Annotated in this window: 17 protein-coding genes; 6 read left to right on the plus strand and 11 right to left on the minus strand. The window is 68.7% G+C overall.

Features of this window, described 5'->3' with window-relative positions; all coding sequences use genetic code 11:
• Positions 1–14: 14 nt before the first annotated feature.
• From CHB64_RS02320 to rsmI, 3 genes are all read right to left on the minus strand, one after another.
• Complete coding sequence (locus CHB64_RS02320; RefSeq protein WP_089410959.1) at positions 15–566, minus strand: BON domain-containing protein; 552 nt, start codon at positions 564–566, stop codon at positions 15–17.
• A 106-nt stretch (positions 567–672) separates the two neighbouring features.
• On the minus strand, positions 673–1,041 hold the full coding sequence (locus CHB64_RS02325) for a YraN family protein (RefSeq protein WP_089410960.1): 369 nt from the start codon (positions 1,039–1,041) through the stop codon (positions 673–675).
• Entirely contained in the window at positions 1,038–1,916 is an 879-nt protein-coding gene (rsmI, locus tag CHB64_RS02330) for a 16S rRNA (cytidine(1402)-2'-O)-methyltransferase (RefSeq protein WP_234993297.1), read from the minus strand. Before rsmI ends, CHB64_RS02325 begins: the two co-directional genes overlap by 4 nt.
• A gap of 105 nt (positions 1,917–2,021) precedes the next feature.
• Here rsmI and CHB64_RS02335 point away from each other — a divergent pair, with 105 nt between their 5' ends.
• Positions 2,022–3,371, plus strand: coding sequence for a penicillin-binding protein activator (locus CHB64_RS02335; RefSeq protein WP_143265919.1), 1,350 nt, complete (start codon positions 2,022–2,024; stop codon positions 3,369–3,371).
• 548 nt (positions 3,372–3,919) lie between these two features.
• Positions 3,920–4,471 (plus strand): MarR family winged helix-turn-helix transcriptional regulator, encoded by a 552-nt coding sequence (locus CHB64_RS02340; protein WP_089410963.1) that lies wholly within the window; start codon positions 3,920–3,922, stop codon positions 4,469–4,471.
• 99 nt (positions 4,472–4,570) lie between these two features.
• Here CHB64_RS02340 and CHB64_RS02345 read toward each other — a convergent pair whose 3' ends face one another.
• Positions 4,571–5,101: an RNA methyltransferase gene (locus CHB64_RS02345; protein ID WP_089410964.1), complete on the minus strand. Its 531-nt coding sequence runs from the start codon at positions 5,099–5,101 to the stop codon at positions 4,571–4,573.
• A gap of 110 nt (positions 5,102–5,211) precedes the next feature.
• Here CHB64_RS02345 and CHB64_RS02350 point away from each other — a divergent pair, with 110 nt between their 5' ends.
• Genes CHB64_RS02350 through CHB64_RS02360 form a run of 3 tightly spaced genes read left to right on the plus strand, consistent with a single transcriptional unit; the run spans position 5,212 to position 7,625 of the window.
• A complete protein-coding gene (locus CHB64_RS02350; protein ID WP_089410965.1) occupies positions 5,212–5,721 on the plus strand; it encodes a universal stress protein in 510 nt (169 codons plus the stop codon).
• A 36-nt stretch (positions 5,722–5,757) separates the two neighbouring features.
• A complete protein-coding gene (locus CHB64_RS02355) occupies positions 5,758–6,516 on the plus strand; it encodes a tryptophan 2,3-dioxygenase family protein (protein ID WP_089410966.1) in 759 nt (252 codons plus the stop codon).
• Positions 6,516–7,625, plus strand: a complete 1,110-nt coding sequence (locus tag CHB64_RS02360) for an aminotransferase class V-fold PLP-dependent enzyme (RefSeq protein WP_143265920.1) — start codon at positions 6,516–6,518, stop codon at positions 7,623–7,625. The genes CHB64_RS02355 and CHB64_RS02360 overlap by 1 nt, the downstream gene beginning before the upstream one ends.
• A gap of 7 nt (positions 7,626–7,632) precedes the next feature.
• Here CHB64_RS02360 and CHB64_RS02365 read toward each other — a convergent pair whose 3' ends face one another.
• Positions 7,633–8,442, minus strand: a complete 810-nt coding sequence (locus CHB64_RS02365; protein ID WP_089410968.1) for an exodeoxyribonuclease III — start codon at positions 8,440–8,442, stop codon at positions 7,633–7,635.
• 159 nt (positions 8,443–8,601) lie between these two features.
• Here CHB64_RS02365 and CHB64_RS02370 point away from each other — a divergent pair, with 159 nt between their 5' ends.
• Entirely contained in the window at positions 8,602–9,375 is a 774-nt protein-coding gene (locus tag CHB64_RS02370) for a sulfite exporter TauE/SafE family protein (RefSeq protein ID WP_089410969.1), read from the plus strand.
• Here the strand turns inward: CHB64_RS02370 and CHB64_RS02375 are convergent.
• The 6 genes from CHB64_RS02375 to CHB64_RS02400 form a co-directional block, all read right to left on the minus strand.
• Positions 9,362–9,958 carry a hypothetical protein gene (locus tag CHB64_RS02375; RefSeq protein WP_089410970.1) on the minus strand — a complete coding sequence of 199 codons (597 nt, stop codon included), beginning with the start codon at positions 9,956–9,958 and terminating at the stop codon, positions 9,362–9,364. The two genes, CHB64_RS02370 and CHB64_RS02375, sit on opposite strands and share 14 nt — an antisense overlap.
• Before the next feature lie 268 nt (positions 9,959–10,226).
• Positions 10,227–10,988, minus strand: a complete 762-nt coding sequence (locus CHB64_RS02380; protein WP_089410971.1) for a LolA family protein — start codon at positions 10,986–10,988, stop codon at positions 10,227–10,229.
• An 89-nt stretch (positions 10,989–11,077) separates the two neighbouring features.
• The gene (locus tag CHB64_RS02385) at positions 11,078–11,287 is read right to left on the minus strand and encodes a Trm112 family protein (protein WP_089410972.1); all 210 of its coding nucleotides are present in this window, start codon (positions 11,285–11,287) and stop codon (positions 11,078–11,080) included.
• Between the two features lie 18 nt (positions 11,288–11,305).
• Positions 11,306–11,971, minus strand: a complete 666-nt coding sequence (locus CHB64_RS02390) for an LON peptidase substrate-binding domain-containing protein (RefSeq protein ID WP_089410973.1) — start codon at positions 11,969–11,971, stop codon at positions 11,306–11,308.
• A 33-nt stretch (positions 11,972–12,004) separates the two neighbouring features.
• A complete protein-coding gene (locus CHB64_RS02395; protein WP_200815204.1) occupies positions 12,005–12,919 on the minus strand; it encodes a thioredoxin family protein in 915 nt (304 codons plus the stop codon).
• A gap of 75 nt (positions 12,920–12,994) precedes the next feature.
• Positions 12,995–13,519, minus strand: coding sequence for a prolyl-tRNA synthetase associated domain-containing protein (locus CHB64_RS02400; protein WP_089410975.1), 525 nt, complete (start codon positions 13,517–13,519; stop codon positions 12,995–12,997).
• Between the last annotated feature and the right edge of the window lie 22 nt (positions 13,520–13,541).

Below are 13,541 nucleotides of genomic sequence, written 5' to 3' on the forward strand. Positions count from 1 at the left end.
ACATCCCGAAACCGTCAGCGCACGCGCGCCGTCTGCGCGCGATAGACGGCGTGGCTGACGACCTTTTCCACCCCCGCGATCGAGCGCGCATGATTAAGCACGCGATCAAGCTCGACCTCGTCGCGCGCCACGCCCAGAATGTACACCACTCCCTGAGAGACGGAGAACTTGTAATTCGCGCTCTTCACGCCGCGATCGCTCAGCAGCCTGGCGCGGAGCGCCTGATCGATGCGCGCATCTTCGAGCCCCTGGCCGACGGAGGTTTTGTCCGCGATCAGAACTTCGTCGATCACCTGCTTCACGCCGTCCGCCTTCCAGGCGTTGGCGAGCAGCTTCCGGCGGCCTTCCTCCGAGCGCATCGTGCCGGTGAGCATCACCCGGCCCTCATACAGGGTCACGTCCACGTCGGAGTAATCGAACTCCCGATCGGCGACGAGGATGGCGCTGAGCTCGGAGCCGGTCGCCATGTCGCTGAAGGTTCCGCCGAGCGTCCGGCTCGACGCGCAGGCGCAGGCGGCGAGGGCGAGCGCGGCGGCGAGCAGAGCGCGAAGGGCGTTTGCAGCCATGAGGAAGCCTCCTTTCGTCAGGGGCGGACGGCGCGCGGGGCGTCAGGCGTCCGCCCTTTCCTTGCAGCGCTTTGCGGCGAAAAGAAAGCGCGCGACGGCGCGCCGTCTATTCCCGCCAGGCGTCGGCGAGATGACGCAGGCGCAGGCCCGCGACGGCGACGATGTCGTAGCGCACCGCGCAATCGGCAAGCCCCGGCGCGCGGGCGACGAAGGCGCGCCCCGCCCGCGCGATGCGCCGGCGCGCGCGCGGCGTGACCGCGAAGACCGCCTCGTCGAGGCTCCTGCGGGCTTTCACCTCGACCAGGACGAGCAGCCGGCCGCGTTTGGCGACGAGATCGATCTCGCCGCCGGAAGCGCGGAAGCGGCGCGCCAGAATGCGAAAGCCCTTGAGCGTCAACAGGCAGGCCGCCAGCAGCTCGGCGCGGCGCCCGCTCCGTTCGGCCGCCGCCCGCGCCTCGGCGTCCGGCCGCCTCACCGCCGGGCGCCTTTCAGCGCGAGCGCCCGGGCGTAGACCTCCTTGCGCGCGCGGCCGCTCGCCGCGGCCACGCTCGTCGCGGCGTCCTTGAGCGACATGCGCTCCAGCGCTTCGCAGAGCAGCGCGTCGACGTCGACGGAGTCGTCGCGAAGCTCCGCCTGAGCCGGGGGATGGACGACGACCGCGATCTCGCCTTTCGGCGGCGCTTCGGCGTAATCGGCCGCGAGCGCGGCGAGGCGCCCCTCGCGCACCTCCTCATGGAGCTTGGTGAGCTCGCGCGCGACCGCCGCGGGACGGTCGCCGAACGCGGCGGCCATCGCGGCCAGACTTTCGGCAAGCCGCGCCGGCGACTCATAGAAGACGAGGGTGGCGTCGATCGCGGCGAGTCCTTCAAAAAAGCGTCGGCGCGCGGCCGCCTTCGCCGGGGGGAATCCTGCGAACAGGAAGCGGTCGGTCGGGGCGCCGGCGACCGAAAGCGCCGCAACGGCGGCGGACGGGCCGGGCAGCGGGATCACCGTCACGCCGGCGTCGCGCGCCGCGCGAACCAGCCGATAGCCGGGATCGGAAATGAGCGGCGTGCCGGCGTCGGAGACGAGACACACCCGCGCGCCGGCCTTGAGCTTTTCGATCACGCCCGGCAGCACGCGCGCCGCGTTGTGCTCATGATAGGGCGCGCGCGGGGTTTCGATTCCGTAGGCGGCGCACAGCTTCGCCGTCCGGCGCGTATCCTCGCAGAGGATGAGATCGGCCGCCTTTAACGCTTCGACAACCCGAAACGTCACATCGGCGAGATTGCCGATGGGGGTCGCCGCCACGTAAAGGCCAGGATCGAGCGCCATGACGGGACGATTGACCCGCCTTCCGACAGGCGTCAATCGGAAGGCGCTCCGGGGGGACCGGAGTCCCCGCCCGGCGCGTTGTCCGGCGCGGCCGGGACGGATAGGCTCGCGCGAAGCGCCGCAGAAGAGGGAACGGAAAGCATGTCGTCAGCGTTCGCCATCACCGGATCGCGCATCGCGCGCAGCCTCGCAACCTTCCTCATTCTCGCGGCGGCGGCCTGTTCTTCCGCCCCGCCCGCGCGCGGGCCGGCGATCGCGACGCCGCAGAGGCCGGACGTGGAGGCCCCGGCGCCGGGCGAGACTCCCGCCGAGGAAGCGACCCACTACGACCCGCGCGGCTTCGTCGAACCGTTCCACATGACCGGCGACGAGCCGGTGCGCGTCGGCCTGCTTTTGCCCTTCACCGCGCCCAACGAAGCCGCCCGGCGGATCGCCGCGGCGATGTTCGACGCCGCCCAGCTCGCCGCCTTCGACGCCGGCGACCGGCGCTTCCTGATCTTGCCGAAAGACACCCGCGGGGATGCGGAAGGCGCGGCCGCCGCGGCGCGCTCGGCGCTCGCCGACGGAGCGGAGATTCTGCTCGGCCCGCTCTTCTCAGAAGAGGTCCGGGCCGTCGCGGACGTCGCCCGCGCCGCCGAGACGCCCGTGATCGCCTTTTCGTCCGATCTCGCCGTCGGCGGCGACGGAGTCTATCTGCTGAGCTTCCCGCCCGAGATCGAAGTCGCGCGCGTCACCGATTATGCGGTCCTTCAGGGACTGACCCGATTCGGCCTGATTGCGCCGGCTACGGAATATGGCGAGCGCGTCTCCGCCGCCTTCGCCGAAGAGATCTACGTGCGCGGCGGGGTGCTGGTGCATGAAGAGCGCTACGAGCAGGATCCGGACAAAATGCTCGCGCCCGCGCGGCGCCTCGCGCAATACGCCGGCGAGCTGGTGCCGGCCGAGCTGCGTCACGGCTACGATCCGAACGCGGCGCCGCAGAACCCCGCGGCCGACGAGGGTTACGTGCGCGGCTATCAGGCGGTGCTGATGCCGGAGCAGGGCACGCTGCTGCGCGCGCTCGCGCCGCTCCTGCCCTATTTCAACGTCGACATCACGCAGGTGAAGCTGCTCGGCCTGTCCGGCTGGAACAATGCGCGCCTGACCCGCGAGCCGGCGCTCAGGGGCGGCTGGTTCGCCGCGCCCGACCCGACGGTGACCGCGGCCTTCGACCAGCGCTTCGAGGCGGCCTTCGGCCAGAAGCCCCCGCGGCTCGCCTCGCTCGCCTACGACGCCACGCTGCTCGCCGCGCGCCTCGGCCAGGCGCCGCGTCGGCGGGGGCGCTTCGACGCCGCCGCGCTCGCCGACCCCAACGGCTATTTCGGCGCGGACGGACTGTTTCGTCTCAATCCGGACGGTTCGATCGACCGCGGGCTCGCCATCCTCGAAATCCAGCCCGGCGGCATCCGCGTGATCGACCCCGCCCCCCGCAGCTTCGCCGTCGGGTTTTAGAAGGACAGGAATCAGCCGGATTCGTCGTCCCGGCTGCGGCGCGGCGAGAACCCGTCGCGACGCCGATTCGGGCCTGTCTTCGACGCCCCCGCCGCCGACGCCCTCGCCTCGGCGCGCCTGGGACGGCGCGTTCGGGACGGCGGACGCGCCCCCTCCCGTCAGCCGGTTTCCGGCGTCGCTCCCGATCATCCACCGACGGAACATCCGTAGGCGCGCAGGTTCGAACCGCCGAGCGAAATCGGCGGCGAATCAGCCTTTCCGCCGCATGTTCCGCTCCCGTCCGTTCACCCGCCCGCCGCGCTGCGACGCTTGCGGAATGTCCGTTCCGGGCGCATTCATCACTGTTTTGCGATTCTGTGTTGCAATTTTGTCGGTGACGGACTATCGGCAATACTTTATTAAGGGGTCATGTCCAATTAGTCCGCATTGGGCGCGATCGTGTCAGGACCCTTCCCGGGGTCCGCGGCCGGCTCCGACGGAGGCGCCCTTAATGACAGCCGCCCTCAGACGATCTGCACGCGGCGGACCAGCAAGACGGAGACCACCAAATGGCTAGCTTCTCGCTCAAAAACTCGCCGGGCCACCTTCTGCGGCGCGCCCAGCAATACGCCCATGACCTTTACGCCAAGGAGGTCGGCCCGAAAGGTCCGACGCCGCGCCAGTTTGAAGTTCTGCACACGGTCGCCCAGAACGAGGGCCTGAGCCAGACCGATCTGGTGCGCGCCACCGGCATCGACCGCTCCACGCTCGCCGACATGATCGCCCGCATGATCAAGAAGGGCCTCCTGTCGCGCCAGCGCACCAAGGCCGACGCGCGCGCCAACGCGGTCTCGATCACCGCGGCCGGCAAGCGCATGCTCCAGAGCGCCATGAGCAGCGTGCAGAAGGCCGAGAACGCCACCCTCGCCGTTCTGCCGAAGACCCAGCAGACCGCCTTCATGCGGGCGCTGACGGCCTACGCCGAAGCCCTCGACAAGATGGAGGAGGCCCCGGCGCGTCCGGCCAAGAAGAAAGCCGCGCGCAAGGCCGCAAAGAAAAAGACCGCCAGGAAGAAAGCCGCCCGGAAGGGCGCGAAGAAGCGCGCCAAGAAGCGCCGCTGATTCGCGCCGTTCGCATTTCGCGACCCTCCGCGCCGCCGGAGCGACAATCCGGCGGCGCTGTTATTTTCCGCTCATGAAAGGCGGCGCGGTCGGTCTTTTTCAGCGCCGGCCGCGACGGGGAAGAGGCGCGCCGGGCGCCGCCGGACCGACAGGCGCGGCTCCGCCCCCCGAGAGCGGGCGCGGCGCGAAGCCGCCGAAGGACAGCATCCGGTCGTACATGACGAGCGCGGCGGCCACGGAGAGATTGACGCAGAACCGCGTCGGGATCTTCACCAGATGCCTGCAGCGCGCCTTGGCCGCCGCCGACAGATCGCCTTTCTCCGGCCCCAGAAGATAGGCCGCGCACAGGGGATGACGGAATCGCGGCAGCTCGACCGCATTTTCATCGAGCTCGACGCCCACGAGAACGCAGCCCTTGGGCAGGACCATCTCGTCGAGGCTCGCCCACTGATAAAGCGGCAGGTGCGAATCGCTCTTCGACGTGTCGGAAAGAGCGACCTCGCGCGCGCGGTGATGGGCCGCTATGGTGAACGCGAAGCTCGCCCCGAAGGCGTGGGCGGTGCGCAGCACCGCGCCGAGATTCATCGCCTTCGAGATGCGCTCCGCCCCGATTCCGAAATAGCCGCGCATGAAAGCCTCGTTCCGCCGCCAAAAGCGCCCCGCTGCGCGCCGCCCCTTTGGCCCGCCCGCGCCGCCCCGGTCAAGTAGACGGCGCGCCTCTTTCGAGGCATGTTCGCGCCATGACGGAGGAGAAGGCGGGCGGACCGCCCGAGACTCAAGACGACAGGCTGAAATTCCTGCTGATCGCGCATGACTGCCCGGAGGCGCGGCTGGCGGCCTATTTCACCGCGCGCCGCGCCAAACGCTCGAACGCGCGGGTGGCGCTTTTGCATGTGATCGAGCCGCCGGAGTTCGGCCATTGGGCGACCGTCGCCGACACCATGCGCGAGGAGGCCCTCGAGGCCGCCGAAGCCGTGCTCGCCGAATTCGCCGCCATCGTCGCGGCCGAATGGGGCGAACAGCCGGAAGCCATCATTCGCGAGGGGCGGATGGTCGACGAAATCCGCAAGCTGATCGAAGAGGACCCGAAGATCGCCATCCTGTTCCTCGGCGCCTCGGCCGACCCGGACGGGCCAGGCCCGCTGGTCTCGGCGCTCGCCAAGGGACCGTCCTATCTCGGCGCGCGGCCGATACCGGTGACGGTCGTGCCCGGCTCGCTCTCGCGCGAGGATCTGCGGCGGATTTCCTGAACGCGCCCCCGCCTTCCTGCAGGACGGAGACAGAGCATGGATCGCGCCTATTTCTACGCCATGATGCACGGCGACGGCTCGTTCGACTACGAGAAATATCTGAACACGTCGGCGCTGTTCAAATGCCAGAAGCCGTTCGACGCGCTGTGCAACGGCGATGAGCTGCAGTTCCAGATCGTCCATCAGATCGAGGAGCTGTGGATGAAGCTCATCGGCTACACGCTGCTCGATATCGACGATTATATGGCCGCGCGCCAGACGCATCGCGTGGTTACGCTGTTCCATCGCGTGCGAATTCTCCAGCGTCTCCTCATCGAGCAGCTTCAGCTTCTTGAGACCATGTCGCCCAAGGAGTATCAGGCGATCCGCCTCCAGCTCGGAAACGGGTCAGGCCAGGAATCGCCGGGCTTTCGCGCGCTGCTGAAGATGGCGCCCCTTCTATGGGACACGTACAGGAAACATTATCTCGATGCGGAGGGCCTTTCCGTCGACGACGTTTACGACCTCGAATATGATCACGGGCCGGCCTATGTCGTGGCCGAGCGCCTCGTCGAATTCGACGAGCTGTTCCAGACCTTCCGCTTCCACCACCTCCAACTCATCCGCCGCTCCATCGGCGCGGACGCGAAATCGCTGAAGGGCCGGCCTGTCGAGCTTCTTGAAGCGGGCGTGCGCCGCGCCTTCTATCCCGAGCTGTGGGCCGTGCGCGGGCGCATGACCGACAAATGGGGCGCGACCTACGGCGTGAAGCGCGACAACATCCCGGACGAGGCCGGAGGCGGCGGATTTCACTGATGCGCGCGGACGCCTTTCATCGCCCGGCCGGCCGTTATTTCCTGTCCCATTCGGTGGGCCTGCGCCCCCTGAGGACCGACGCGGCCGTCGAGGCGGCGTTCGCCGGACCCTGGCGGCGCGGCGACGGGCGGGCGTGGGACGCCTGGCTCGCCGCCATCGACCGCTTCCGCGCCGCGCTCGCGCCGCTCATCGGCGCGCGCGCCGACGATATCTGTCCGCAGACGAATGTTTCGAGCGCCCTGTCCAAGATCCTCTTCGCCCTGCCCGAGCGCGCGCGCCGGCGCAAGATCGTGCTCACCGAGGACGATTTCCCGACCGTCGGCTTCGTTCTCGCCCAGGCGCGCCGGCTCGGCTACGAGCTCGTTTTCCTGCCTGGAGGCCCGCGCCTTGCGGACGTCGACGCCTGGGCGCCGGCCTTTCACGACGACGTGCAGCTCGTCGTCGTCATGCATGTTTTCTCCAACAGCGCGGTCAGGGCGCCCGTCGCCGAGATCGCCGCTCGCGCGCGCCGGCGAGGCGTTTTCTGCGTGTTCGACATCGCCCAGTCCGCCGGCGCGATTCCGGTCGATCTGGCCGCCTGGGGCGCCGATTTCGCCGTCGGAACCTCGGTGAAATATCTTTGCGGCGGGCCCGGCGCAGCCTTTCTGTGGACGGAGAAAGAGACCGCCGCGCGCTGCACGCCGCTCGACGTCGGCTGGTTTTCCCACGCCGAGCCCTTCGCCTTCGACATCCGGAACTTCCGCTACGCCGAGGGCGCGCGCCGCTTCTGGGGCGGCACGCCTTCTATCGCGCCCTTCGCCGCAGCCGCCGCAGGCGCCGAGACCCTCGCCGAGACCGGGATCGAGGCCGCCTTCGCCCACAATCAGGCGCTGCTCGACCGGCTGCTCGCGGCGCTGCCCGAAGAGGCCGCCCTGTCCCATGCGCGCGCGGGCGAGCGCGGCGGACATGTCGTCATCGGCGCGCGGGATGTCGAGGCGGCCTCAACCGCCCTCGACGCGGCCGGATTCGCTCATGACCGGCGCATGGGCGGCCTTCGCTTCTCCGCGCATCTGTACAACACGGCCGATGACGTCGACGCGCTCGCCGATGCGCTGCGCCCGCATCTATGACGCCGCCTCAGAGATCGAGCGTCAGCGTCACCGGAACGTGGTCCGACGGCCTCTCCCAGTCCCGGCAATGGTCATGGATGGCGAAGGCGGCGCGCCCGCCCGAAAGCGCAGCTTTTCTTAGCGGCGGACTCGTCCAGATATGATCGAGCCGCCGGCCGCGATTCGACGCGCGCCAGTCGCGCGCCCGGTAAGACCACCAAGTGTAAAGTTTCTCCGGCTCCGGAATAAGCTCGCGCGCGACGTCGGTCCATTTTCCCTTCTCCAGCGCGGCGTTCATCAGCTCGACCTCGACCGGCGTGTGCGAGACCACGTTGAGAAGCTGCCGGTGCGACCACACGTCGTGCTCGCGCGGGGCGATGTTAAGATCGCCGACGAGCACGGCCTTCTTACTGTGGGTCTGCGCTTCGCCTACGGACCATTCGGCGAGCTCTTTCATGAAATCGAGCTTGTGGGCGAACTTGTCGTTGACGGCGGGATCAGGCTCGTCGCCGCCTGAAGGCACGTAGAAATTATGAAGCCGCACGCCGCCCGGCAAAGTCGCCGCGATATGGCGGCAATCGTCCTTGCCGCAGAACTTGCGCGTCTCGACGTCTTTCAGCGGCGCGCGCGCGATGATGGCCACGCCATGATACCCCGCCTGGCCCGACACGGCGATATGCTCGTAGCCGGCCGAGCGAAGGGGCCGGGCGGGAAACTGCTCGTCGCGGCATTTGATCTCCTGCAGGCACAGAACGTCGGGCGCTTCCTCTTTCAGGAAGCGGAGCACGGAATCGATGCGCAAGCGGACGGAGTTGATGTTCCAGGTGGCGATTTTCATGGGGGAGCGGCTGGCGGCTGGCGGTTAGCGGCTGGTGGCTGGTGATTAAGGCAGACGGCATGGCGAGTCACCCGGTTTTCCCGCCGCACGGCGGCGCCTGTCGGGTGACAAACCGCCCGCCGCCCGCTAGCCACTAACCGCCAGCCGCCAATCGCCCCCATGGACTTCCTCGCCTCGCTCGCGCCCGATGACGTCTCGCCGCTCGCCGCCGTTCTTGTCGTCGCGGCGAGTTTCTTCACCGCCGCGCTGACGGCGGCGTTCGGCCTCGGCGGCGGGCTCGCGCTGCTCGCCGTGATGGGCGCGCTGTTTCCGCCCGCCGCCGTGGTGCCGGTGCACGGCGCGGCCCAGCTGGGCGCCAATCTCAGCCGCTTCGGGCTTCAGCGCCGCGACGTGGTCTGGCCGATCGTCCTGTGGTTCGCGCTCGGCGGCGTTCTGGGCGCGGCGCTCGGCGGGCGGATCTATGTCGCCCTGCCGGAAGAGGCGCTGCGCGCCGCGGTCGGTCTTTTCATCCTGATCGCGGTCTGGGGACCGAAGCCGAAAGCCTTCGAGCCCGGCCCGCGAACCTTTTTCCTTACCGGCGCGGTCGGCTCTTTTCTCACCATGTTCTTCGGCGCGACGGGACCGATCGCGGCGACCATGCTGTCGGCGACGCGCCTCGATCGGCTGAAGACCGTCGCGACCCACGCCGCCTGCATGGTCGCCCAGCACGGGCTCAAGACCCTCGCTTTCGGCGTCATCGGCTTCGCTTTCGCCGAATGGGCGCTCTTGATTGCGGCGATCCTGACGGCGGGCTTTCTGGGAAGCTGGGCGGGCGTGCGGTTTCTGCGCGCCATGCCGGAGGCGCGGTTTCGGACGGGCTTTCGGCTGATGCTGACCTTTTTCGGCTTTTACCTGCTCGCCGCAGCGGGGCTTTCCGTCCTCAGAACAGGTTGAACGAGCTTCCCGTCACCCCCACCGGCCAACGGCCGAACTCGAACAGCTGGAACTTCGCCGCAAAGGGATGGGCTTCGGCGTCGAAGGCGGCGTCACTGGCCGCGACCAGCGTGAGCGCCGCCTGATGGGCGGCCTGCACCGCGGCCCCGACGGCGAGCTGGCGGGACGCCTCGTCTTCGACGTCCCAGATGAAGCTCGCCTGCTCCATCGCCTCGCGCGCCGGGCCGGAGACCTTTTCCCCGACGACTGCAAGGGCGAGGGACAGCGCCTCTTCCGAGAGCAGGTCGAGGGCGCGGGCGGTGAGATCGGCGCGCAACAGCTCCTCGGCCTCCCAGGCGGGGCTGTTCCAGTCGAGACTTTCGGCCGCGGCCGCCGCGTCCTCCCAGTCGATCACGACCGCGATCTCGGCGTCTGGAAAGCCGAGCCCGTCGAGATAGGCCGCCGCCGCGGCGCGCGCGCCGGGCGTGAGCGGCTCGCCCAGATTGGCGAACCAGGGAATGTTCGCGAGCCCCTCGGCGAAGCGCCGCAGCCGCGTCAGCGCCGGCAGCTCGCGTTCCAGTCGGAGAAGTTCATCTTCAGTCATGCCGGCCCTATGTGGCCTATCGCGCTGCGCAAAAAAAGGCGCCCGATCCGGTATGAATCGGGCGCCAAGCTGCGCTGTTGCGCCTACGCCGGGAGGGGATAATCCGGCGACGCGACCAGCGACGGACCTGCTAGCGGGGGGGCAACGCTGGTCCGGCTGCGTGCCGATCGCGTACTGTTACATTAACGCATCAGGTGGGAGAATTTCAATAGGCTGCGGTTAAAAATTGCTTGCCTGTGGCGAGTTGGCACAGCGCAGGCGGCGGCGGCTAATCCTTCAAAAACGCCGATCCCGCTTCGGGAATCTGGAACAGCCGATTGGCCAGTCGCACCCCTTCGGTCACATTTTCGAGATCGACCACAGTCACGCCGTTCTGGGGGTCGCGCACCACCCACTGGCGAAGGGCGAGATCGGGCGCAGCGAGGATCAGCGACAGCTCGCCTTCGGTTTCCTCGTCCGATGACGCGAAGGTCACGGCCACCGTGTCGACGCCGCGATCGACGCTCCGGATCTCGAGGTCCTCGAACTCGACCTTCCGCCGCAGGAGGAATTTCAGGGGCGTCCGGTTGACGGGATAGGAATCGGTCGTCTCCAGCGCCTCGTCGCGCACGAACACCATGCCGCCATTGGCGACGATCAGAAGCGGCGTCGGCGGGTCATACTCGAAGCGCAGCAGCCCCGGCCGGCGCAGATAGAACCGGCCCGCGGAGACCGCGCCCGAGGGCGCGACCTGCACGAAATCGGCCTGAAGGGTGTCGATGGATTCGAGATAATCGACGACGCGCGCGACGATCTGTTCATCGGTTTCCTGGGCGAAGACCAGCGTGGCCAAGGGCTCTTCCGGCTGTGAAACGATCGCCTCGCCGGGGCGGGGAGCGGCTTCGACGGTTTCTTCGGGTTGAAGCGCCGGCGCTTGCCCGACGGGCCCGGTCCGGACCTCGGCCGCTGTCGCGACAGGCGCGTTCGCGCCCAAGGCGAGGCCGGCGTCGGCGCAGAGGAAAACGGCCGCGGACACGATGGCGAGGTTCATGGCGCTCCTTTCGCTCTCCTGGGCTATCTAGGCGCCGCGCGCGGCGAAAACGAGGCCGAGGGATGGCGGCCTGCCGGCGGTTTGCGAGATTAAAGTTTCGCAAGCTCGTCATCGGCGAGCGGGCGCGCCTCCTCCGGCAGCATGATCGGCACGCCGTCGCGGATCGGATAGGCCAGGCGCGCGCCCTTGCTTACAAGCTCGCCCTTTTCGCGGTCATAAACGAGCGGCCCGCGCGTCTGCGGACAGACGAGCATTTCAAGAAGCTTGGGATCGACTTCGCCGGTTTGCGCGTCGGACATGGCTTGCGCCCTTTCGGTCTACTGCAAAAACGAATCCTCGCCGCCGTTCTCCCCGGCGTTCGACATCTCCATCAGCGCGATCAGGCAGTCCGCGCGCGCGAGCATGGTTTTCGCCTCCAGCAAAGCCTGCTTTTCGTTCGGCGCGAAAGGACAGCCCATGGCGAGCGACGCGACAAGCGCTTCGGTCGGCGCGTCATGCACCACGTCCCAGTCGGTCTTGAGCCCCTCCGCATCGAGATAGGCGCGCATGGCGCGGATAAGCCTATCGCGGTCGACGAATTCCGCAGACGGATCGGGCCGGCCGTCGTCGGGAAAGGCGCTCCAGTCGACCCGCGCCTGACGGTAGGGCGTATCGACATCGAGCTCCTCGACGAGGCGGAACCGGCGCCGGCCGGCGAGCGTGACGAGATAGCGCCCGTCGTCGGTTTCGGCGAAGGCGGCGATGCGCCCCGCGCAGCCGACCGCGTAAAGCGGCGGCGCGTCGGCGCCCGCCGCGTCGCGCGGCTGGATCATGCCGATGATCCGGGCGCCGCCCAACGCGTCGTCCACCATGCGCAGATAGCGCGGCTCGAATATGTTGAGCGGCAGCTGGCCGCCGGGCAGCAGCAGCGCGCCGGCCAGCGGAAACAGCGGGATCTCCGTCGGCAGACCTCGCCCGCGGCGCCAGCCTTCATGCTCGCTCATCGGCGCATCGCCTCCTTTCGCGCCGGACGCGGCTCAGGAAAACAGGATCGAGGACAGCCGGCGCCGGCCGCGCACGCTCGCCGGATGCGCAAAGCCGAGCGCGTCGAAAATGGTCAGCAGCTTCTTGCGCGCCGCCTCGTCGTTCCACGTCCGGTCGCGCGCCACGATCTCGAGAAGCTCGTCGATCGCGGCCTCCATGTTTCCGGCGGCCGCATGGGCGCCGGCGAGCTCGAACCGCGCGGCGAGATCGCCCGGATTCTGTTCGACCTTGCGCGCGAGCGCCGAAACGTCCGCATCCGGCGCTTCGGCTTCGGCGAGATCGAGCGCGGCGCGCACGCTGGAGACGGCCGCGTCGTTCCTCTTCTCCTCCGGGATCATGTCGAGAATCGTCCGGGCCCGGTCGAAGTCCTTCATGGCGACATGGCAGCGCGCAAGACCCGCAAGCGCGCGCGCATCGCCGCTGTCGGCCTCGGCGATGCGCCCGTACATCTCGGCCGCGCCGGCGACATCGCCCCTGTTGAAGGCCGCATCGGCCGCGTCCAGCAGCTCCGCCGCGTCGCCGAGGCCGTCGCCCTCGACCAGCGCGGCGAGACGGCCGACGAAAGCCTTGATCTCGCTGTCGGGCAGCGCGCCCTGGAAGCCGTCCACCGGCCTGCCCTGAAAAAAGGCGTAGACCGTCGGGACGGACTGGATGCGCATTTGCGCGGCCAGCATCTGGTTCTTGTCGATGTCGATCTTGACGAGGCGCACCCGCCCCTTCGCCCCGGCCACCGCCTTTTCGAGGCGCGGGGTCAGCTGCTTGCACGGCCCGCACCAGGTCGCCCAGAAGTCGACGATGACGGGCGCCTCCATCGACGCCCGCAGGACATCCGCCTCGAAGGTCTCGATGGTCCCGTCCTTGATGAGGTCGCCGGCGGGCTGTTTGGCTGCGCCCAGCAGTTCGCTCATGAGGGATCTCCCGTTTTCTCGCCCCATAAATGAGGCGGCGAGCGGGCGAAAGCAACCGGGGCGCGGCCGGCGCGTTCAGCCCGCCAGCGGCCGGGCGAGATCGAGCCGCAGCGGCGCGACGCCGCAGGCGGCGAGGAATTTTCCGAAGTCCGCCGGCGAGATCGCCGTGGAGGCGTTGTTCTCCAGCGGATGGAACCACATCGGATCATGCGCGAGCAGGGCCTCGTCGAGGACCACCGCGGCGAGCGCCCGCGCGCTTTCATTCATCAGCGCGAACGGCGTGACCGCGCCGGGAATGACGCCGAGGGTCGCGGTCATCAGCGCGGGCGCGCCGAAAGACAGTCGGCCTTTCGCCCCGAGCCGCTTGCCGAGTCCGACCAGATCGACCCGCGTGTCGGCGTGGGCGACGGCGAGATAAAGCGCGCCGCGCTTGTCCTTGAGAAACAGGTTCTTCGAATGCCCGCCCGGCATCGCGGCTTTGAGGTCGCGGCCCTCCTCGACGGTGAAGACAGGGCGGTGGTCCATCGTGCGGCAGGCGATTCCCAGCCGGTCGAGAAAGGCGAACAGATCGGCGCGGATCGCAGGAGCGGCGTCAGGCATGGCGCGGGATGCGAGGTTGAAC

Source organism: Amphiplicatus metriothermophilus (assembly GCF_900199215.1).
In the GTDB taxonomy this organism is placed as follows: Bacteria; Pseudomonadota; Alphaproteobacteria; order Caulobacterales; family Parvularculaceae; genus Amphiplicatus; species Amphiplicatus metriothermophilus.

Coding starts and splice junctions, on each gene's coding strand:
- CHB64_RS02320 (WP_089410959.1), bottom strand. CDS start 566: ATGGCTGCAAACGCCCTTCGCGCTCTGCTCGCCGCCGCGCTCGCCCTC.
- CHB64_RS02335 (WP_143265919.1), top strand. CDS start 2,022: ATGTCGTCAGCGTTCGCCATCACCGGATCGCGCATCGCGCGCAGCCTC.
- CHB64_RS02340 (WP_089410963.1), top strand. CDS start 3,920: ATGGCTAGCTTCTCGCTCAAAAACTCGCCGGGCCACCTTCTGCGGCGC.
- CHB64_RS02345 (WP_089410964.1), bottom strand. CDS start 5,101: ATGCGCGGCTATTTCGGAATCGGGGCGGAGCGCATCTCGAAGGCGATG.
- CHB64_RS02350 (WP_089410965.1), top strand. CDS start 5,212: ATGACGGAGGAGAAGGCGGGCGGACCGCCCGAGACTCAAGACGACAGG.
- CHB64_RS02355 (WP_089410966.1), top strand. CDS start 5,758: ATGGATCGCGCCTATTTCTACGCCATGATGCACGGCGACGGCTCGTTC.
- CHB64_RS02360 (WP_143265920.1), top strand. CDS start 6,516: ATGCGCGCGGACGCCTTTCATCGCCCGGCCGGCCGTTATTTCCTGTCC.
- CHB64_RS02365 (WP_089410968.1), bottom strand. CDS start 8,442: ATGAAAATCGCCACCTGGAACATCAACTCCGTCCGCTTGCGCATCGAT.
- CHB64_RS02370 (WP_089410969.1), top strand. CDS start 8,602: ATGGACTTCCTCGCCTCGCTCGCGCCCGATGACGTCTCGCCGCTCGCC.
- CHB64_RS02375 (WP_089410970.1), bottom strand. CDS start 9,958: ATGACTGAAGATGAACTTCTCCGACTGGAACGCGAGCTGCCGGCGCTG.
- CHB64_RS02380 (WP_089410971.1), bottom strand. CDS start 10,988: ATGAACCTCGCCATCGTGTCCGCGGCCGTTTTCCTCTGCGCCGACGCC.
- CHB64_RS02385 (WP_089410972.1), bottom strand. CDS start 11,287: ATGTCCGACGCGCAAACCGGCGAAGTCGATCCCAAGCTTCTTGAAATG.
- CHB64_RS02390 (WP_089410973.1), bottom strand. CDS start 11,971: ATGAGCGAGCATGAAGGCTGGCGCCGCGGGCGAGGTCTGCCGACGGAG.
- CHB64_RS02395 (WP_200815204.1), bottom strand. CDS start 12,919: ATGAGCGAACTGCTGGGCGCAGCCAAACAGCCCGCCGGCGACCTCATC.
- CHB64_RS02400 (WP_089410975.1), bottom strand. CDS start 13,519: ATGCCTGACGCCGCTCCTGCGATCCGCGCCGATCTGTTCGCCTTTCTC.